The 20514-nt window shown below is 44.8% G+C and carries 16 protein-coding genes; all 16 read right to left on the reverse strand.

All coding sequences use genetic code 11. The features are described from left to right. Positions 1-13: 13 nt before the first annotated feature. The 16 genes from gucD to J7I93_RS13250 all read right to left on the reverse strand — a co-directional run bounded on the left by gucD (position 14) and on the right by J7I93_RS13250 (position 20478). On the reverse strand, positions 14-1480 hold the full coding sequence (gene gucD / locus J7I93_RS13175) for an alpha-ketoglutaric semialdehyde dehydrogenase GucD (RefSeq protein ID WP_214726319.1): 1467 nt from the start codon (positions 1478-1480) through the stop codon (positions 14-16). A gap of 380 nt (positions 1481-1860) precedes the next feature. Continuing rightward, positions 1861-3075 carry a UxaA family hydrolase gene (locus J7I93_RS13180; RefSeq protein WP_214988049.1) on the reverse strand — a complete coding sequence of 405 codons (1215 nt, stop codon included), beginning with the start codon at positions 3073-3075 and terminating at the stop codon, positions 1861-1863. Continuing rightward, positions 3023-3322, reverse strand: a complete 300-nt coding sequence (locus J7I93_RS13185) for a UxaA family hydrolase (protein WP_214726320.1) — start codon at positions 3320-3322, stop codon at positions 3023-3025. The genes J7I93_RS13180 and J7I93_RS13185 overlap by 53 nt, the downstream gene beginning before the upstream one ends. A gap of 4 nt (positions 3323-3326) precedes the next feature. Then, entirely contained in the window at positions 3327-4223 is an 897-nt protein-coding gene (locus J7I93_RS13190) for a fumarylacetoacetate hydrolase family protein (RefSeq protein WP_214726321.1), read from the reverse strand. A gap of 34 nt (positions 4224-4257) precedes the next feature. After that, complete coding sequence (locus J7I93_RS13195; RefSeq protein ID WP_214726322.1) at positions 4258-5025, reverse strand: IclR family transcriptional regulator; 768 nt, start codon at positions 5023-5025, stop codon at positions 4258-4260. Between the two features lie 60 nt (positions 5026-5085). Beyond that, complete coding sequence (locus J7I93_RS13200; RefSeq protein WP_214726323.1) at positions 5086-7290, reverse strand: dihydroxy-acid dehydratase domain-containing protein; 2205 nt, start codon at positions 7288-7290, stop codon at positions 5086-5088. A 62-nt stretch (positions 7291-7352) separates the two neighbouring features. Beyond that, positions 7353-8603: a nickel pincer cofactor-dependent isomerase, group 22 gene (locus J7I93_RS13205; protein ID WP_214726324.1), complete on the reverse strand. Its 1251-nt coding sequence runs from the start codon at positions 8601-8603 to the stop codon at positions 7353-7355. Positions 8604-8643: 40 nt separating this feature from the next. Beyond that, positions 8644-9918: a TRAP transporter large permease gene (locus J7I93_RS13210; protein WP_214726325.1), complete on the reverse strand. Its 1275-nt coding sequence runs from the start codon at positions 9916-9918 to the stop codon at positions 8644-8646. Positions 9919-9948: 30 nt separating this feature from the next. Further along, the gene (locus tag J7I93_RS13215) at positions 9949-10500 is read right to left on the reverse strand and encodes a TRAP transporter small permease (protein WP_214726326.1); all 552 of its coding nucleotides are present in this window, start codon (positions 10498-10500) and stop codon (positions 9949-9951) included. A 73-nt stretch (positions 10501-10573) separates the two neighbouring features. Then, positions 10574-11602, reverse strand: a complete 1029-nt coding sequence (locus J7I93_RS13220; protein WP_214726327.1) for a TRAP transporter substrate-binding protein — start codon at positions 11600-11602, stop codon at positions 10574-10576. A gap of 171 nt (positions 11603-11773) precedes the next feature. Then, the gene (locus tag J7I93_RS13225; protein ID WP_214726328.1) at positions 11774-13039 is read right to left on the reverse strand and encodes a TRAP transporter large permease; all 1266 of its coding nucleotides are present in this window, start codon (positions 13037-13039) and stop codon (positions 11774-11776) included. Between the two features lie 28 nt (positions 13040-13067). Next, positions 13068-13601, reverse strand: coding sequence for a TRAP transporter small permease (locus tag J7I93_RS13230; protein ID WP_214988051.1), 534 nt, complete (start codon positions 13599-13601; stop codon positions 13068-13070). A 67-nt stretch (positions 13602-13668) separates the two neighbouring features. Next, a complete protein-coding gene (locus J7I93_RS13235) occupies positions 13669-14721 on the reverse strand; it encodes a TRAP transporter substrate-binding protein (RefSeq protein WP_214726329.1) in 1053 nt (350 codons plus the stop codon). 471 nt (positions 14722-15192) lie between these two features. Further along, positions 15193-16306 (reverse strand): peptide chain release factor 2 gene (gene prfB, locus J7I93_RS13240; protein ID WP_214726330.1). Its coding sequence is split into 2 segments (ribosomal slippage): positions 15193-16233 and positions 16235-16306, totalling 1113 coding nucleotides; the frame shifts between segments, so codons are not numbered across the junction. 484 nt (positions 16307-16790) lie between these two features. After that, entirely contained in the window at positions 16791-19304 is a 2514-nt protein-coding gene (gene secA / locus J7I93_RS13245; protein WP_214726331.1) for a preprotein translocase subunit SecA, read from the reverse strand. A gap of 181 nt (positions 19305-19485) precedes the next feature. Beyond that, positions 19486-20478, reverse strand: coding sequence for a nuclease-related domain-containing protein (locus J7I93_RS13250; RefSeq protein ID WP_214726332.1), 993 nt, complete (start codon positions 20476-20478; stop codon positions 19486-19488). Positions 20479-20514: the final 36 nt, after the last annotated feature.

Raw genomic sequence — 20514 nt, forward strand, 5'->3', positions numbered from 1 at the left:
TTTTTCCGATCCATTAAGAACCTTTGATGAAGACCGTTTTAATAGCTGTATAAAACTCTTTCGCAGCTTCACCCTGTTCGCGTGAGCCTGTGCTTGAGGCTTTCATGCCGCCGAATGGCGCCTGCAGTTCTACTCCTGCACTTTCCGCATTAATACGGACAAGACCTGCTTCGATTTCATCAATGAATTCCAGAATGGAGCTGATATCGGAAGTAAAGATGGATGCGCTCAATCCGTATTTTGTATTGTTTGCTAGGTCAATGGCTTCTTCCAGGTCAACTGCTCGAATAAGAGCGATCACTGGCCCGAAAATCTCTTCCTGTGCAATCGCCATATCTGGTGTCACTTCTTCAAAAATCGCTGGTTTAACGAAGAAGCCTTTATCATATTCTCCGCCTGTCAGCACTTCGCCGCCATGGACCAGTCTCGCACCTTCATTTTTCCCAATCTCGATGTACTTATTGAACGTGTTGAATTGGCTTTCGCTTGCACAAGGCCCCATCCAGATGCCCTCTTCAAGGCCATTTCCGACTGTGATTTTTTCGGAAGCTTCGATAAGCTTTTGCTTGAATTCGTTATAAACATCGGCTTCTACGATGACGCGGCTTGAAGCCGTACATTTTTGTCCTGATGAGCGGAATCCGCCGCTGATGACCGCTTCAACAGCCTGGTCAAGATTAGCATTTTTCGCAACAATGACAGGGTTCTTTCCGCCCATTTCAAGCTGGAACTTGATGCCGCGAGCAGCAGCTGCTTTCGCTACGCTTTGTCCGACACTTTCTGATCCTGTAAAAGTAATGGCATTCAATTTAGGATGATCGATCAATCCCTGGCCGATCTCAGAGCCTGAGCCCGTTACAAAGTTTAAGACACCTTCAGGAAAGCCGGCCTCTGCAAAGCACTCGACCACCTTAGCAGCTGTAACAGCCGCTTCACTGGCAGGCTTGAATACCACTGTATTTCCGTATACAAGGGCAGGCGCAATTTTCCAGATCGGAATCGCAACCGGGAAGTTCCAAGGAGTGATCACACCTACAACTCCAAGCGGCGCACGCTTTGTGAACATAAGGGCATCTTTATCGGTTGATGGAATCACATCCCCCTCTTTGCGCATACCTTCTCCTGCATAATAACGAAGAATCGCGATGCCTCGGGCTGTTTCTCCTTTTGCTTCAGGAAGGGTCTTTCCCATTTCTCTTGTCATGCTTTCCGCAATTTCATCCAGTCTTGATTCAAGGATGTTTGCTGTCTGGAACAATAGCTGGCCTCTTGCCGACTGGCCAAGCTTGCGCCATGCTTTTTTCGCATTGAATGCCGCCTCTACAGCCTGGTTCAGCTCTTCCTCAGTAGATTTTTGCACATAGCCCACTGCTTCCTTTGTAGCCGGGTTAATGCTTTCAATAACTTTGCCGGATGCTGATTCTTTCCATTCATTATTAATAAAATTGCTGTACGTTTTTGTTTCGATTGTAGTTTTCATGTTATTACCTCTCCTTTTAGTTAATTTATGCTTAACGGACTCAGTCACCCGCGGGCGGTCAGAGAATCCTTGGCGCGGCTGATGAGTAATTCTGCAAAACAAGCATTTGGCCGATAACTGGCCAGTTTCGGCCGATAAAATCATGAATTTGGCCGTTAAATGGCCGTTTTTGGCCGATAAATTCATGAATTTGGCCGTTAAACTACTATTTGACTTGCTGCAAAATACCTTTTGGCCGGTATATCCGGTGGTTTGGCCGGTATTTTCCTAAAAATGGCCGGTAAATGTTATCCGGCCCGCTATCCGAGTCTGAAAATCTTCTAATTTAGGTTATTTAGCCGTTTTTTTCTAATTCCAGCCGGTAAATGCCAAGCCTTTTATTAAAATGTTGGACCAATACGCCAAATTCCGAAGTCGTGCTGCTTCAATATTTCTGCTTTTGTCAATTTTCCATTTGCTACAGCCTGGATTTCTTTCATGATGCGTCCGCCGACTTCTCCTACTGTTTCTTTGCCGTCAACGATAGGTCCTGCATCAAGATCCATGTTTTCGTTCATGCGTTCGAACATCGGTGTATTTGTTGAAATTTTAATAACTGGAGCGATCGGTGACCCGGTCGGTGTGCCGCGCCCGCTCGTAAATAGGACGATTTGTGCGCCTCCAGCCACCATACCTGTTAACTGTTCAATATCATGGCCCGGCGTATCCATCCAGACCAGCCCTTTTTTGGTTGGAATCTGTGCATAGTCAATGACTTCTTCCAATCGGCTTGTACCCGATTTGGTTGCAGCCCCAAGCGACTTTTCTTCGAGAGAGCTTAGCCCGCCTTCAATGTTGCCAGGGCTCGGATTGCCGGTACGAATGTCAACGCCCATTTGGATCGAGCGATTTTCCATCATTTTAATGACGGCATACGCTTTTTTGGCGACTGAGTCATTCGCTGCACGGTTGGCAAGTAAATGCTCTGCACCGATTAATTCGGTCGTTTCGGCTAAAATCGCGGTGCCGCCCTGTTCAACGATCATGTCGCTTGTGCGCCCAACAGCTGGATTTGCCGAAAGGCCGGAGCATGCATCAGATCCCCCGCATTCTGTACCGACGATTAATTCGCTGAAATCGCATAGCTCCCGCTGTACCATAGAGGCATCCTGAACCATTTTTACCGCTATTTTTGCCACCTCGGCAATCGTTTGAAGCGTTCCTCCATGTTCCTGGATCGATACTGTTTCCACAGGCTTTCCGCATTTGGCGATTTCATCCCCAATGCGGTGTGCCTGATGGGTTTCACAGCCAAGGCCGAGAACGATCACACCGTAAACATTTGGGTTCATCCCCATTCCGGCATATGTTCTGGCCGTCTGGTCATAGTCCGTTCCAACCTGTGCACAGCCATGCTGGTGTATGAATGTAACCGTTCCGCTGACAAGCTCTGTCACCCGCTGGGCAGTTTGCGTTGCACATGTAATTGTTGGCAGTATAAGCACATGATTTCTTACCCCAACGCGGCCATCAGGACGGCGGTAACCCCAAAATTGAAGTTTCTCATTGAACAACTTTGTCACCTCTTCCTCTTTTGCCTTCCAGATTATGAACATGCACATGTTCCCCGGCATCGATCGGGACGACTGCCGCCCCGATCACTTCACCATATTTAATAATGTCATCCCCCTGGGGAATGGCTCTGACAGCGAATTTATGGCCAAAGCGGATAGGCTCAAGAATCCTGACTGTTTTTTCGATGCCCTCTGCTTTGACAATCACTTCAGCTTCTGCAGGTATATCTGAAAGAGCGACAGCTACACTATCTTTCTCGTTTAAATAAAGTGTTTTATACTCACTCATTTCCTCACCCCTTAGCGGCTTGCCTCGCTTTTTCGCTTTGGACAACCGGGTTATTCAGAACGCCGATTCCAGGGATTTCAATTTCAATCCGGTCATTTTCGGCTAATGTAAATTCATTTGGCGGTACAACACACGTTCCTGTTAGGAGTACCGTTCCGTCAAAAATATCATTATCAAGCACTAAGTAATGGACAAGCTCATCCAGCGTGCGCTTCAGCTGATTGACCTTCGCATCCCCGTAAAAGACAAGCTCTTCATCGCGGTAAATGCGGCAAATAATTTGGAATTCATAAGGGTCTGAAACAGCTTCTGCCAATACAATAGCCGGCCCAATGGAGCAAGAGTTTTTCCAAACCTTTGCCTGCGGCAGGTAAAGCGGGTTTTCACCTTCAATGTCACGGCAGCTCATGTCGTTACCAGCCGTGTAGCCAAGGACATTTCCCTCTTTATCAATAACCAGGCCCAGCTCAGGCTCCGGAATTTGCCAGTTGGAATCTGAACGGAGATAAACAGGATCATTCGGTCCTACCGTTCTTGCAGCCGTTGATTTAAAGAAAATTTCCGGTCGTACGGCATCATAGACTTTGTCATAAAACGTCTCACGGTCAAGCTTGCCTTGAGTTGCTTCATAGTTTCGCGCTTCTCTGCTTTTTTTGTATGTCACGCCTGATGCCCAAACTTCTGGAGCATCAATCGGAGTTGTTAGCTGAAGGCCTTCCAATGGCTGCTTTTCTGCTTCAGCCGCAATTTGTTTTACAATATCAAATGCCGTTCTATTATCTTCTCGTGCTTTGGCAATCAACGACATAAAATCGCTGAATGGAAGGTCTGCTACTTCATTTTCATTTGTCACAGCTGCAAGTTGTTTTTCATTTTCTTTTAGGTAGCGAATAATTCTCATTGTTTATTCCTCCTGAATGACCGATTGTCATTTTTTATATTTTTTGATACTCATAACCGAGATCCTGTGAAATGCTCGTGCTGCAATCTTTTAATATGCCTACGTAATGCTCGCGGGTTTCATCTGTAACTTTTGTAGCCGGCATGGACATGCTTATGCCTGCTATAACCTTGCCTGAATAATCCTTGATCGGAACAGCGAAGCAGACAATGCCTGGTTCGTTTTCTTCATTATCCACTGAATATCCGGCCATCCGGACATGGTCGATCTCCGAAAGTAATTCTTCCTTTGAAGATATCGACTTTGGTGTTTGCTTTGTGTATTGATAGTTTTTAAGAAACTGGTCCAGTTCGGCATCTGTTTTCGTCGAAATTAGCGATTTGCCCACCGCGCTTGTATGAACGGGAACACGGCGGCCAATGCGGGAATAAAGGACGGTAACACCGCTTCCTTCAACCTTATCGATGTAAACGCCTTCCTGACCGTCCAAGATGACCAGATGGACCGTCAAGTTCGTTGTCGCTGATAGCCTTTCAAGATGCTGTCTGGCCACTTTGCGCAAATCGAGATTGCTTAGAACCATATTGCCCCGTTCAAAAAGCTTCAGGCCAAGCCGATACTTTCCATTCTCCTCATTTTGCGAGATATACCGCTGTTCCTGTAAGGTTTTTAAGAGCGAATGAACGGTGCTTTTATGCAGGTTCATTCGCTTGCTGATTTCAGTAATGGATAATTCTCTCTCCCGCTCGTCAAATAAATCCATTATTTTTAATGCGCGTTCCACTGATTGGATAATAGGCATTTCCGCTCACTCTCCTAGTTCTATTTAGCCTAATTTTACAGGATATTTGACGAGCATGCCTTATTTTGAAATCGTGCTTTTTTCATGCATGATAATATCTTTCTCATAATCCAGCACTGCATCTTCCACAACAGCCAATGGAACAACACCATTTGCAGCATCGGTATGGCCATACATGCGATTGCTTGCTGCAACCAGCTTCTGGCGTGCTTTCATTCGCATTTTTCTCTCTTCTGCAAGTGTTCGTCTATCTTCTTTTACGCTGTCTGAAAATAAGTGAACAACGTTTCCTGCGAAAAGCTGGGCTCTGTCAACAAAATCAATGCGGCGTCCTCGAAGCTGAAGGTGAACAACGTCACCAGTCTGAAGGAAACCAATTCCTCCATCTTCATAGGCTTCAGGTGTCATATGCCCGATTGCTGCACCATACGTGACACCAGAATAGCGTCCATCACTAATGATGGTTGCCAGTTTTTTCATCACGCGGTTGGCATTAATATGCTGCATTGGCGTGAACATCTCAGGCATTCCGAATGCCACAGGACCCTGACCGGCAATCACAACTGAAATTTTTAAAATGCCTTTTTCAGCCATTTCGTCAAATAATTTTTCGTATGTTTCTTCTTTTAGCAGTTCCCATTCTTCCTTATTGTTATATTTAAGAGTTTCAAGGAGCAGGTTATGATCAAATAATTTTTTCTCTTTTATACTGTTCAAGAGATTTGAGTCCAGCAGGCTTTTATTCGCATCATCTTCATTCTCGAAATAAAGGACGAATGCAAGCTTGTCATCGAACTGGTCAAGCTGAGGCGTCGGCATGCCGCTTATTTTTACAACAGCGCTTTCAAAGAAGTTTCCTTGCAGCACATCTACCCCGCTGAATGTCCTGCGCGGCGTTGATAGGATCACTGGGTTTTCTTTAACACTTACAGCTTTCAAGCTTTGTGTAATAGCCAATCTTTCTCTCCATGTTCTGGCTGCAACAGTCGGAGCATCCTGATCCATTGGTACCCCGTTTTCAATCAGTTCATAAAAGAGTGTTTCCATCCCTCTGCTCGTACCGCTGCAGCACTGCATGGCGAGCGAGTAAATATCGCGCCCTTCCGTCAGGCTGTAGTCAAACAGATCCGGTATTGGGTGCTCATGATGAATGCGATCCAAGTCCCATAAGCTGAATTTGTATCCTGCATAGAGCATGCCTGCAACGATATGCATCATCAGGTTAGTGGATCCGCCAGAGGCGCTGTGGATGCGAATGGCATTTTTAATGTTTGCAGCAACAATATTGGAGACGCCATATTTTTCTTCATTGATCATGGTGGCAAAACTGTCAAGAACGGCATTGATCTGCCTTTGTGTTGGCGGATCTGTCAGCAGTTCAACTGCTGGATGAACTAAGCCCATTCCGGCAACCAAATGGCGGGAACTATTGCCCGTTCCATTAAAAGCACACACACCGCCCTGGCCATCACATGTTGCAACTGCCAGCCGCATTTCAAAATACTTATGCTGTTCTTTGGTTATAATGCCCCGTTCATAGGCACGCTCGAAAACTCCCTGGAAAGCTGTATTGGATGAGCATTGCAGGATATAGGCCATTGTGTCGCGCAAATCAATCGCCACATCTGAGGCACCTTCCGCCTCTGCTTTTTTCGCCAGCTCTTCCAGCTCGGCGATGACATCATCCGGAATCGAACCGCCTTCCAAAACATGTGCTGGTGCAAATGTTGCAAAAAACGGAGCCTCACCGCGGTCGCGCCTTACACGGTCTACATGTGCCAATGCGCTTACAACACCAAGAGGCTGTTTATCGCACCCTTGAATGACAAATGCACCGTGATAACTATGTGCTTCAAGCTGGTTGACAACCATTTGGGCAACAGCGTTTCGGCTTTGCAGGGAATAGCTCATGCCCTGATTGCTTTGAGCTGTACCGTCGCACATTACCGGAGTAGAAAAGTAAAAGGGAACGCCTCCGTTTTGCCAAATGCGGATTGCCGCCCGAGCGGAAGTTTGATAATCCATTATGTGAGCCGGGTGATCCGATGAACCGCCGATAATAGCAATACGAGGGGCATTAACCTCCAGGCGGTTATAGATTTCTTCGAGTGTCCAATCCGGCTTTCCGCCTTCATATGAGGAACCAAGTGTCAATTTTGCACGGTCAAGCAGACCCGCTACCGTAATTGGTTCATTGGCTTTCCCCTGCACGTTATCACGGTAAGGGTTTACAGGATTATCAATAAGTGGATATAAATGTTTCATGTCAACACTCCTTATCTATCAATCTGCAAAAATAGCAAATCATTTTGCAGCTATTTTTCGAATTAATCGAGCACCAATTCTTCCAGCTCTGAAATAATGTCCAGATTGCTATTTTGTTTGGCTTCGTCAATCAGGCTTTCCGAGATCCAAATCTCTCCGATGTCTAATGTATTCTTGATTCTAACGGCTCTTACCTTGTTTAAATCAAAGGCATTGCAGGTTTTAATAGCAGCCTTGACCGCAAGCTCTTTTGTTTCAAGCACCATCGGCAGTTTAATGACTTCAATAACGGTGCTTGTCAATGCGTTCGCATAGCCTTTTTCCCAGATAATCTCATCCACAACCGCCTTGGTTGTCATGTCCGCCATGCCAATGCCATTTGCATTGCCATGCGTTTTTTCTGTGAGGCCGAGCACAACTGTTCTTTTAATATCGGGTCCGCCAGTGGCGTAAGGTGTAGCAAAATTCCCTGTTATATTCGGATCCATCCCATCCCCTGAAATATCCTTGCCAAGCTCATCTACTATCAGAACATCAAACTCATCAAAATGAATTTTGGGCATTAAGGATTTCGCTTCTTCTAATAATTCGGGCTCGGCTTTTTCCAGATCTTCTGCCGGGACCGCGATGACTTTTGCCACCTTGTCATATGCATTTTCAAGAGAAGCAAGGCCGAAAATGATCGGCGCTTTCGATAAGGAGATTTTGGCCATTTCAGGCACATGCTCTGCCATATATTTAAAGCTATAGGCATGCGCGGCTTCTGCCCCTTTTTGCTTGCCAAGCCCGATCGTAATCATTTTCATTAGCCCGCTTTCAATGGGACCCCGGAAAGCTGTATGGGGCTTAATCCGGTTAATGACGACAATTTTATCTGCTTCATAGGCGTTTTGATCAATGTAGACCGGGAGTCCATTTGGAAGTTCGCCAATTTTGACCACTTCCATGGAAGATTTAATCGGTGCCCCGACAGCTTCTTCCGTCACACCCAATTGCTGAAGCACATCAATCTGGCCTTCGTCTGTCGCCCCGCCATGGCTTCCCATTGCCGGAACGATAAACGGCTGGCCGCCAACACGTTTGATTTCGCTTACTGTCTCGCGCACAAGCACAGGCAAATCAGCCAGGCCTCTGCTTCCAACCGCAACCGCAACAGAATCACCTTCTTTTATTTTCGTAAGCACATTGGTTTCATTTAGTGTTTTCCGAACCTCAGCTCCTACATCTTCAAGCTGGGGCGCATGAAATTTCTGCTTCACTTTAACCATTTTGGGAATGGGAATATCCTTCAAGATTTCTTTAATGATGTCCATATCCTTATCTCCTTCATCATGATCACTCTGACAGCTTCAATTAATTAAGCCATGCAAGCGGCACCGTAATGATTTCCGGGAATAATATTAAAAGTGCCAGCACGATTGCGTGAACGAGCAGAAAAGGCCAGATGCCTTTCGTTAAATCCGCCAGGCTGATTTTACTTATTCCGCAGCCAACATATAATACCGTGCCAACCGGTGGAGTGATCAATCCAATACACAGATTGATAACCATTACAATTCCGAAATAGACAGGATCGATTCCAGCCATTTTAACAAGAGGCAGCAGTACTGGCGTAAAAATCAGGATGGCTGGTGTCAGGTCCATCACAAGGCCAATCAATAATAGAAAAATCATAATCACAACCATTAAAAGCAGCGGGCTATTAACAAGTGAACCCATATAACCTGCAATTTCTGCAGGAACATTCGCTACGGTAATGAGCCATGCCGATACCATCGCGGCAGCTGCCACAAACATAACAACACTCGTCGTCTTTGCTGAAGCAATTAAAACCTGGTACAGCTCATCAAGCTTCAGCTCCCGGTAAATGAATAGACCAACAAACAAGGCATAAAATGCAGCAACAACGGCAGCTTCAGTTGGTGTAAACACGCCGCCTCGCAGACCGCCAATAATGATGACCGGTAGCATCAAAGCAAAACTCGCATGCTGAACTGCCTTCCAAATTTCTTTGGCAGATTTTCGCGGAGGCAGTTCACTTGTATCTTTTCGTGACATAAAGAACCAGCCGATCATGAGTCCGACTCCCATCATCACTCCGGGAATGATGCCGCCCATGAATAAATCTGTAATCGATACACCCGCGGTTACTCCGAATAGAATCATCGGAATGCTTGGCGGAATAACGGGAGCAATAATACCCGATGCACAGATGATGCCTGTAGAGGTGTTGACGTTATAACCTTTGGCAATCATCATGGGAATTAAAATCGCTCCAAGTGCTGCTGTATCCGCAACAGCGGAACCCGATAATCCCGCAAATAAAATACTGGCAATAATGGCTACAAACCCAAGGCCTCCTCTAATATGGCCCACAAGTGCCATGGAAAAATCGACGATACGCTTGGAAATTCCGCCCGCATTCATCAATTCACCAGCTAATACAAAGAACGGAATGGCCATCAATGAAAAGTTATTGGCGCCATTAATCAGGTTTTGAGCAACGATTTGGCTATCAAAAGTACCCATGACAACCATCAGCATGACACCGCTGGCCAGCAGCGCAAATGCAATCGGCACTCCTAATGCCAGTGATCCAAATAGTGATCCTAAAAATACTCCTATCATGGCGAGTAATGCCCTCCTTTCTTGCCGCCGCTATTTTGCTATCATCTTATCTTCCTGATTAGGGTTTACCTCTGATAACACGTCATCTGAGGATTGAATGATCGTAAACCGCTCTGACGTTCCTTTGATTGCTTTAAATAGACTGGCAATAATAAGAACCATCATCCAAATGCTTGATACAATCCCAATGCCATATAAATAGGAAAGCGGCATTCCCGTTGCCGGACCTGTACTGTTCATATTGAGCAGGGTCATTTTCCAGCTTCCTTCCAATACAAGCCAAAGCAGGTAAAGGACAATGGCATTGCTGATAATGAAGACCACTTTTTGAAGCCCCTTCGGCAATGCATTGACGACAATGTCCACACCAAGGTGCATTTTATCCTTCAATGCGGCAATCGCCCCCAGGAAAACCAGCCAGACGAAAAAGTAGCGGGACATTTCTTCTGACCAAGTAAGACCGGAATTGAATACATACCTCAGAACTACATTTCCAAAGACGGAGAGGGACATGGCTGCCAGTGAAAAGGCAATCGCAATGTTTAAAACTTTATTTGAAAAAGAGCTGATTTTACTAAACACGGCTTTCTCCTCCCTGCTAATGAAAGCTTGGAGAGATAAAAGGGTTTATCCCTCCAAGCCGTTTATTGCAGTATTACTTTGCTTCTGCGCGGATGCGGTCTGCCAGATCCTTTGCCCAATCAAATTCGCTGTAAATATCTTCGTACAGAGGCTGCGCTGCTTCTTCCATTTCAGCTGAAAATTCCTCTGATGGTTCTGTAAACTTTAAGCCGTTGTCCTGAAGAAACTTCTTGTCTTCTTCATAACTCTTTTCAAGCAGTTCAAATTCATAATTCGCGGCTTCCTTTGAAGCCTTTTCAATAATCTTCTGCTGCTCTTCTGTCAAACCATTCCAAAAATTGCTGTTGATAATATACAAGTTCGGGCTAAACATATGCTTCGATTCTAGAATATCGCTTTGCACTTCATACCAGCCTGATGCCCGGACAGTGGCAATCGGGTTATCCTGTCCATCCACAACGTTTTGCTCCATTGCGGTAAAAACTTCGGAAATCGGAAGCGGCGTTACATTGGCACCAAGCAGTTTTCCAAGTTCGATATAGTTTGGAATGTTCGGCATTCTTAGACGAAGGCCGTTAAAGTCTTCTAAACTTTCAATTGTCTGATTGGAAGAAAACATCCGGAAACCATTCGCACTCCAGGCAAGCGGCTTTACGCCATGCTCGGATTCAAGATCTTCCGTCAGTTCTTCCCCAATCGGACCGTTCAATACGGTTTTGGCATGTTCAAAATCTTTAAATAAAAACGGCCATTCTGGTGCTGCCATTTTCGGAATATCCGCCTGCATGATTAAGCCCGGAATTCCCATCTCAATGGTTCCATTACGCACGCCATCATAGAATTCCTTCTCTGCACCAAGCGTACTGTTCGGGAAAAGCTGCACTTCAAGCTCCCCATTGCTTTCTTCTTCAACCATCGTTTTAAACTTTTCTTTTAAGGCAACATTCTGGGGATGGTCCTCAGCAAAGTAGTGAGCTACTTTGATAACCTTTTTCTTTCCTCCCCCATTCTCTCCTCCTGCTTCTTCCCCGCCGCAGCCGGCAAGGAATAAAAAGCTTGCTAATACAGTTGCAGTCAAGCCAATTAACTTTTTCTTTTTCATCTTCATCTCCCCTTCATAATTTGCTGCAGTAAATCTTAAGTTGGTTTTTGTTCTACAATATAAAACTGTGTTTTGTAATATCCGCAAAAAGAGAACAGCATTTTTTTGATGACCTATAAAATGCTGTTTAGCAGAATAGATTTGCAGCGTGCATTTTCCTATTAAAACAGTTTATAAGAACAGAAGCGAAAGCTGCGGAGCGACAACGATAATCAGCAATGTGATTAACATCGCAAAGAAAAACGGCACAATCGCTTTTGATAACTCCTCCAGTGATAAACCGGATATCCCCGCTCCTACAAACAGGTTTACACCAAGAGGCGGTGTGATGAACCCAATCGATAGATTTACAATCATAATAATCCCAAAATGAATCGGATCGTAGCCAATTTGAAGTGCAACTGGAAGCAGGATTGGCGTTAAGATAATAATCGCCGCAATTGTATCCATAAAACAGCCTACTATGAGCAGCAATAATGTAATGAGCAGCATAATAATGAGCGGTTCGCTTGAAATCGACATCATCGCTTCAGCAATCTGGTTCGGTATTTGTTCGATTGTTAATAACCGCCCAAACGCAGTTGCAGCTCCAACGATTACAAGGACTGTGGCCGTCGTTAAAGCAGAATCAACAAATATCTGCGGCAGATCCTTGAATTTCAATTCTTTGTAAACGAAAACACTGACGATTAATCCGAATACTACAGCGACAACCGCTGCTTCTGTCGGGGTGAAAATGCCTCCGTAAATCCCGCCTAAAATAACGACAGGAATGAGAAGTGCCCATTTGGCCTCCCAAAGTGCCGTTAACACACCTTTAATAGTTGTAGCCTGATCAGTTCCTGTATAACCCATTTTTTTCGAATGGATGTAAGAATAAATCATCAGGCCAACACCAACCATAATTCCTGGGATAATCCCGGCAATAAACATATCCCCGATTGAAACACTGCCAGATACGCCGTAGATAACCATCGGAATACTTGGAGGAATAATGACCCCAATTGAACCTGCTGCAGCAACGACGGCAGTCGCAAAACGCTTATCATACCCTTTTTGCACCATGGCTGGAATCATAATCCCGCCGATTGCCGCCACAGTTGCAGGTCCTGAACCGGAAATGGCTGCGAAAAACATACAGGTGATGATGGTCGCCATGGCGATCCCGCCTGTTTTATTTCCGACCATTGAATCTGCTACATTGAATAGGCGCTTGGATATTCCGCCTTTCCCCATAATTTCACCAGCGATAATAAAGTAAGGAACAGCTAAAAGAGGAAATGAGTCAACAGAGTTTGTTAATTCTTTCATCAGGAATTCAACTGGCATTCCGCCGGTATATAAAATCGTGAATAATACGGCTAACCCGATTGCGATTCCTATAGGAACGGTGAAAAATAGAAAAACTGCAAATGAACCGAATAATACCCCTGCCATTCAGAACTTACCTCCTTCACAAAATCTTCTAGATCGCGTTAATGTTCTGCTCTACATCTTTCGGAAGTTCCTGGTTATTATCGTAATTCTTAATCGCTATAAAATTACCGATAATGTTTTGAATTAATCGGATTCCTGCAAGCCCCATGCCAACGGGCGGAGCCAGGTATACGATACCTGTTGGGATCTGAAGGGCTGGTGTTGTTTGTCCAAATAATAGCAGCTGGGATGCAATTCCATAACCATAGATCACAACATACACACAGAAAACGAGAAAGAGGATATTAGAAATGAGTGAGAAATAGATTTTTGTTTTATCTTTAAATAGCAATAGGGCCGCGTCTACTTTAATATGGCGGTGATGCTTGACCGCATAGCTGATCCCGATATAAATGAGCCAGATAAAGCAGTACCGTGCAAGCTCTTCTGACCAGGAAAGGGAGTTTGACATCACATAACGCATAAAGACCTGTACAAATATAACGACAACCATGACAGCCGATAAAAGGAATAATATGTACTTTTCGAGGTTTTCATCAAGCCATTTCAATGATTTCAGCAACTGGATCGCCTCTTTTCTTTAAAAAAGAGACCGGCCATCAGGCGACAACCGGCTGCTCTTTTCAAAATTATTTCGCCTTATCAATCTCAGCAAGGAATTCGTCTACAATTTCAGCACCGATTTTATCTTTATATTTTTCAATGACTGGCTTTACTGCTTCTTGGAATTTTGCGAATTCTTCCTCCGGTACCTCAGTAAATGTCATTTCCGTTTTCAATGTTTCAAGTGACTCGTCCGCTACTTCACGTGTACGCTCTCTGTTAAATTTACCTGCTTCTACTGCTGCTTTAGAAACCACTTCCTGCTGTTCAGCTGAAAGCTCTTCCCAAATTTTCTTACTGAATAAGAAGATAAACGGTGTGTATACGTGATTTGTATTCGAAACATGCTTCTGAACCTCAGGGTATTTACTTAAAAGAATGGTTGGATATGGATTTTCCTGTCCATCAATTGTACCTTGCTGCAAAGCTGTGAATAACTCTGTAAAAGCCATAGGAGTCGGATTCGCACCAAGCGCCTTCCAAGCGTCTAAGTGAATTTCGTTTTCCATTGTACGGATCTTCAAACCCTTAACATCTTCCATCTTTGCAACAGGCTTTACATCGTTCGTTAAGTTACGGAAACCATTTTCCCACCAAGCTAAACCAACTAGTCCCTGCTGGTCAACCATCTCAAGCATCTTGTCTCCAAACGCGCCATCTAATACCTTGTCTGCCACTTCTTCATTTGGAACAGTGAATGGAAGATCAAATACGCCAAACTCAGGAATAAAGTTTACAAGCGGCGACGTTGAAGGAATCGTAATATCAAGGGTACCGAACTGAAGCATTTCAATCGCTGAGCGGTCATCAGCAATTTGCCCGGAATGATAAACTTCAACTGTTAAATCATCTGATTCTGCTTCAACAAGCTCTTTGAATTTCAACGAAGCTTCATATTCCGGATGCTTGTCATTTACTCCAATACTAACTTTTAGCGTACGCTTTCCGCCTTCTCCGCTTTCACTATCTGATGACCCTTTTTCAGAAGCGCCGGTCGAGCTTGAGTTTCCTCCGCAGGCTGCTAACACCATTGTGCTGATCATTAAGATACTAAGAAATAAAATGGACAGTTTTTTCATTAATTTTCCCCCTCAACTATTTTAAAAAAATGATAGTGTGCTCTATTTTTTTGCGCTATCATTGGAAGTTCTAAAATTCTTTCCGATAAATAAAACGCTTTCATTACCGACTAAAAAAATTTGATATGTAGATCACCCTTCCGTTTCCTGTTTTACATTATAAAACTCTGTTCTGTATTCATGAACTAATTGTATTGTAACTTCAGTCGGTTTTATTGTCAAACTATTTTTTATATTCAAAATGAACATTTAAATTAATGTTATTTCAGAAAAATTACTTCGTTATATAGATTGCAAATTACTTAATAAAAAGAGATTTTAATAGTATGTTAGTAAAATAATTTTGAAGGAAAAAAATTTCTTTTATAAACGAAATAAGCCTTTGCCAATCATTCGCTGGCAAAGGCTTTGGGTTATTAGGTGGCGGCAATTCTTTGAATTTGTGATTTGCCGGCACAGGCCTTAGGTGTTTTAGTCCTGAGACAAGCTTAATCTTGAACGCAGGTAGGCATTAATAAAGAGATCAAGGTCGCCGTCCATGACTCCCTGGACGTTTCCGACTTCCGTATTCGTACGGTGGTCTTTTACCATGGAGTATGGGTGGAAAACGTAGGAGCGGATTTGGCTTCCCCAGCCGATTTCCTTTTGTTCGCCTCGGATTTCAAGCAGTTCCTGCTCCTGCTCTTCAATTTTCTTTTGGTAGAGCTTAGCCTGGAGCATTTTCATTGCACGCTCACGGTTTTTAATCTGGGAGCGTTCTGTTTGACACGTTACCACGACATTTGTTGGCAAATGCGTGATACGAACGGCAGAGTCAGTCGTGTTGATGTGCTGGCCGCCGGCGCCGCTTGCACGATATGTGTCAATTTTCAGGTCTTCTGTGCGAATGTCGATTTCGATTTCATCGTTGAATTCCGGCATCACTTCACAGGAAACGAATGAAGTATGGCGGCGTCCAGATGAATCAAATGGTGAAATCCGTACAAGGCGGTGTACGCCTTTTTCTGCTTTTAAGTAGCCGTAAGCATTGTGGCCCTTGATGCTAAGCGTAACACTCTTGATGCCCGCTTCATCCCCCGGAAGGTAATCAAGCGTTTCGACTTTAAAGCCTTTCTTCTCTGCCCATCTTGTATACATGCGCAGAAGCATGGAGCCCCAATCCTGTGACTCAGTTCCGCCTGCACCTGGATGCAGTTCAAGGATGGCATTGTTTTTATCGTATTCCTCGCTTAAAAGAAGCTGCAATTCGAAGTCTTTCAGGCGCTGTACTAAATCCTTAAGCTCATCAACAAGCTCTGCCTGCAATTCCTCATCGCTTTCCTCTTTGACTAGCTCATACGTTAATTCCAGGTTCTCGAAGGTTTCGTATAAATCGTGAAATTCATTTACCTGGTCCTTCAGGGCATTTGACTCATTGATGACACCTTGCGCAGCCTGCTGGTCGTCCCAGAAACCCGGCTGCAGCATAACATCATCAAGCTCGGCAATACGCGCCTCTTTGTTTTCTAAGTCAAAGAGACCCCCTAAAGTCCGCTAAAATCTTAGCTGTTTTTTCAAGTTCATTGCGAATATCTGCTAATTCCATTCCTGTCACCTCAAAAATTATTTTTACTCATTATCGAGTTATTATGTTGAAAAGGCATATTTGATTAAATATTATAAAGGCTCTCTTAACTTTGAGTGTTGATTTCCGCTGCAGGCACTCAGCGAACCGCTGGGCGGGCTGTGAGCCTCCTCGGCGCTCTGCACCTGCGGGGTCTCACCTGTCCCGCTTCTCCCGCAGGACTTTGAATAAGCTCCCTCGACTACTCACCGCACGAAGAAAATGCGGATGCATTTTCGAGGATCTCGCACCTCCGCTCCGATCAACACAGTGTTAAATCAACATAGAGCTTCAACACCGGATTTAAAAGAGTCCGAAGTCCAAAGGGAGGAGCCTTCACCCGTTCCCCTACGAAGGAAACCTGAATTTTAGGCGCCGCTCAAATTCCTCTGCCACCTGCATTACGCGGAGCACTCCCCTTTTTTCCAAAGAGAGAAGCCGGCAAAGCTGTTGCCGGCTCGGTTGTTTATTTTTCTGCACCACAGCAGTTTTTATATTTTTTGCCGCTGCCGCAGATGCACGGGTCGTTGCGCCCAACGTCCATTTGCTTAACGACTGGCTTTTTCTTGACTTTTTCTCCGTCTTCTTTCGGGTTGACGGCCTGGCCTTTGGCAACTTCCTGACGCTCGAGGTTGTTGCGGATTTCGGCTTTCATGATGTACTTGGCCACGTCTTCTTCGATGGAAGCAACCATATTTTCGAACATGGCAAAGCCTTCTGCCTGGTACTCGCGCAGCGGATCTGTCTGGCCGTATGCGCGCAGGTGGATACCCTGGCGAAGCTGGTCCATGGCGTCGATATGGTCCATCCACTTGGAGTCAACGGCACGCAGCACGATAACTTTCTCGAATTCGCGCATTTGCTCAGGCTGGAGCATTTGCTCTTTTTCGTCGTAGCGTTCTTTCACCTTGGCAAAAATCGTTTCAGCGATTTCTTCTGTATCTTTGCCGCGGATATCGTCCACTGTCAGGTCACCTTCATGGAGAAGGTTCCCGTTTACATAGTCAATGATGCCTTGGAGGTTCCAGTTTTCTTCGTCTTCATGGCCTGGCGCATAGGCTTCGACATTGCGCTGTATGCTGGTCATGATCATTTTTTCAACAATGTCTCTCAGGTTCTCGGACTCAAGAACTTCGTTACGCTGACCGTATAGGATTTCACGCTGCTGGCGAAGAACATCGTCGTAGGAAAGAAGCTGCTTACGCGCATCAAAGTTATTGCCCTCAACGCGTTTTTGCGCAGATTCAACCGCTCTTGAAACCATTTTACTCTGGATCGGCTGGGTGTCATCCATGCCGAGGCGCTCCATCATCGATTTCATATTGTCGGAGCCGAAGCGGCGCATCAGTTCATCCTCCATAGAAAGGTAGAACTGTGTTACACCCGGGTCTCCCTGACGGCCGGAACGTCCGCGGAGCTGGTTATCGATACGTCTGCTTTCGTGACGCTCTGTACCGATAACGGCAAGTCCGCCACGTTCCTTTACACCTTCGCCGAGCTTTATGTCAGTACCGCGGCCCGCCATGTTTGTCGCGATAGTAACGGCACCTTGTTTACCTGCGTCCGCGATAATTTCAGCTTCACGGCCGTGATTTTTCGCGTTCAGGACATTATGCGGAACACCTTTTTTGGAGAGGTATTTAGAGATAATTTCAGATGTTTCGATTGCTACTGTACCGACAAGAACAGGCTGTCCATTTTTGTAGCGCTCTGCAATATCTTCCACAACGGCGCGGAACTTGCCGTCCATTGTTGCGTAAATTAAATCCGGACGGTCGTCACGGGCAATCGGACGGTTTGTCGGGATGACCACAACATTCATATTGTAAATATTACGGAATTCCTCTTCTTCCGTTTTCGCCGTACCCGTCATACCGGCAAGCTTTTCGTACATACGGAAGTAGTTCTGGAATGTGATCGTCGCAAGTGTCATGCTTTCGTTTTGGATTTCAAGGCCTTCTTTTGCTTCAATTGCCTGGTGAAGTCCATCGCTGTAGCGGCGGCCTTTCATCAGACGGCCAGTAAATTGGTCAACGATGACGATTTCGCCTTCCTGGACGACATAGTCAACGTCAAGATGCATGCTTGAGTGTGCCTTTAACGCCTGTGTAATATGGTGGTTAAGGGCAACATGTGAAATGTCGAAAAGGTTCTCGATTCCAAAAGCCTTCTCTGCTTTTGTCATTCCTTCTTCTGTCAGCTGAACACCCTTTGTTTTTTCATCATACGTGTAATCCTCGTCTTTTTTCAGGCGGCTGACAAACGCATTCGCCTGGATATAAAGCTGAGTTGATTTTTGGGCAGAGCCTGAAATGATCAGCGGTGTACGCGCTTCATCAATCAGGATGGAGTCAACTTCATCGATAACGGCATAATGAAGCGGGCGCTGAACCTTCTGCTCTTTGTAAAGAACCATGTTATCGCGAAGGTAGTCAAAGCCAAGCTCATTATTGGTGCCGTATGTGATGTCGGCAGCATAGGCAGCCTGTTTTTCTTCCTTGGAAAGTCCATTCAGGTTAAGGCCAACAGTCAGGCCAAGGAATTCGTAAAGCTGACCCATTTCAGTGGCGTCACGGCTGGCAAGGTATTCGTTGACCGTTACAACGTGAACGCCTTTGCCAGTTAGTGCGTTCAAATAAACCGGCATAGTCGCAGTCAGGGTTTTACCTTCACCGGTTTTCATCTCGGAAATATTGCCTTCGTGAAGGGAGATTCCCCCCATTAACTGTACAGGATAAGGATATAAGCCAAGAACGCGCTTCGCTGCTTCGCGGACAACCGCAAATGCTTCGATCAGCATATCATCAACGGATTCACCCTTTTGGTAGCGTGCCTTGAATTCTTCCGTTTTTGCGCGCAGCTGCTCGTCCGATAATTTTTCGGTATCAGATGCAAGTCCATCAATTTGTTCTGCCATTTTGGTGAGGCGTTTTATTTCGCGTTTATTTTGATCAAACACTTTATTTAAAATCCCAAGCATTAAAAACGCTCCTTTATAGTGGATATGAGAGTCATTTGCTGATCCGCCCTTTTCTGGAAAAAAGGTAGTAATTAAAAAAGATTCGCTTTTTACCGGCGGAATCCTCCCATGAAAATTCACATTATTTCTTATTAATATTACCACTTTGGGAGGGGGGTGACAACTTATGCCACATGTCAGCTTAATCTAGGTTCTTAATTTGCTGATAGTTTGGCGGCGGGAAATATACTCTGCCTTTTTTAGTACCGGAATAAGGCAGCTGCATCGATGAGATAAGTTTCCTGGCTATTTCTCCGGACGGAATCTGCAGAAAGCGGCAAATTCCCTGATTGGTTAAGGGGGAATGGCTGTTAAGGAGAAAAAGGTCTATGAGGGCTTGGATATGAGCATTCTTATCTTTGGATTTACATTGCGGGCAATACCATGTTCCAAAGTGGCGCTTCATTGGTTTGTATGAACAAGCTTTGCATATGACACCTGTTTGAATATCGCATAATTGTATTTCATAGTGTTTTAAGATATTAAAAGGGCTGGGTGTATGCTCTTTAATCAGGGCACGTGAAACCTTCTTTAAGTCTTTTAATGTTATGACCTCATTTTTGTATGCAGCTTCGATTTTTTCAATATTTTTCAGGAGGAATTGGACATGCATGACTTTTTGCAGCATTTTGGCATAGCCTGGAGCGGATTTGAGGATGGTTGAGGGTTTGCTGATTATGATAAGAAATTCGACCGGAATGTTGAAATGGCGTTTCTGGAGCCACTTTTTCAGTTCAGCACACTGTTGGCTGGCCTGTTCCATCGGATTGGGATATCCTTTGACTTCACCCTTGCTATTCGTTTGAATTAATTGATTGAAGTCAGAGTCGAAATATAACGTTCCCCCGTAGTTTTTCACTTCTAAAATCAAGGCGAAAGCGGAGTTGAGGAGCAGGGTGTCAATTTGAAAGTAGTATTTTCCGTTTGAGAGCCGGAGATCATGGAGGATTACGTACTCTTTTTCCGGGAGTTTGCTGAGGTGGAAATCAATTGCTTGCTCTCCTTTGTAACCTGCTAATCTTTTGGTTTGATCAGACTCGATATCAGTCCTTTTTGGATGATTCTTCGGGATTCTCTTCAGCAGGGCATGATTTTTCTGAATTCGGATGGGTACAAATCGTTCTTTTTCAATCAAAAGCAGCACTCCCTTAAGTCAAGTCCTGATTATTGT

The organism is Bacillus sp. ISL-47, assembly GCF_018613175.1.
Lineage (GTDB): Bacteria > Bacillota > Bacilli > Bacillales > Cytobacillaceae > Cytobacillus.

What these genes read in the sequence shown, in the direction of transcription:
- gucD (WP_214726319.1), bottom strand. Translation starts at nt 1,480, where the DNA reads ATGAAAACTACAATCGAAACAAAAACGTACAGCAATTTTATTAATAAT.
- J7I93_RS13180 (WP_214988049.1), bottom strand. Translation starts at nt 3,075, where the DNA reads ATGTTCATAATCTGGAAGGCAAAAGAGGAAGAGGTGACAAAGTTGTTC.
- J7I93_RS13185 (WP_214726320.1), bottom strand. Translation starts at nt 3,322, where the DNA reads ATGAGTGAGTATAAAACACTTTATTTAAACGAGAAAGATAGTGTAGCT.
- J7I93_RS13190 (WP_214726321.1), bottom strand. Translation starts at nt 4,223, where the DNA reads ATGAGAATTATTCGCTACCTAAAAGAAAATGAAAAACAACTTGCAGCT.
- J7I93_RS13195 (WP_214726322.1), bottom strand. Translation starts at nt 5,025, where the DNA reads ATGCCTATTATCCAATCAGTGGAACGCGCATTAAAAATAATGGATTTA.
- J7I93_RS13200 (WP_214726323.1), bottom strand. Translation starts at nt 7,290, where the DNA reads ATGAAACATTTATATCCACTTATTGATAATCCTGTAAACCCTTACCGT.
- J7I93_RS13205 (WP_214726324.1), bottom strand. Translation starts at nt 8,603, where the DNA reads ATGGACATCATTAAAGAAATCTTGAAGGATATTCCCATTCCCAAAATG.
- J7I93_RS13210 (WP_214726325.1), bottom strand. Translation starts at nt 9,918, where the DNA reads ATGATAGGAGTATTTTTAGGATCACTATTTGGATCACTGGCATTAGGA.
- J7I93_RS13220 (WP_214726327.1), bottom strand. Translation starts at nt 11,602, where the DNA reads ATGAAAAAGAAAAAGTTAATTGGCTTGACTGCAACTGTATTAGCAAGC.
- J7I93_RS13225 (WP_214726328.1), bottom strand. Translation starts at nt 13,039, where the DNA reads ATGGCAGGGGTATTATTCGGTTCATTTGCAGTTTTTCTATTTTTCACC.
- J7I93_RS13235 (WP_214726329.1), bottom strand. Translation starts at nt 14,721, where the DNA reads ATGAAAAAACTGTCCATTTTATTTCTTAGTATCTTAATGATCAGCACA.
- secA (WP_214726331.1), bottom strand. Translation starts at nt 19,304, where the DNA reads ATGCTTGGGATTTTAAATAAAGTGTTTGATCAAAATAAACGCGAAATA.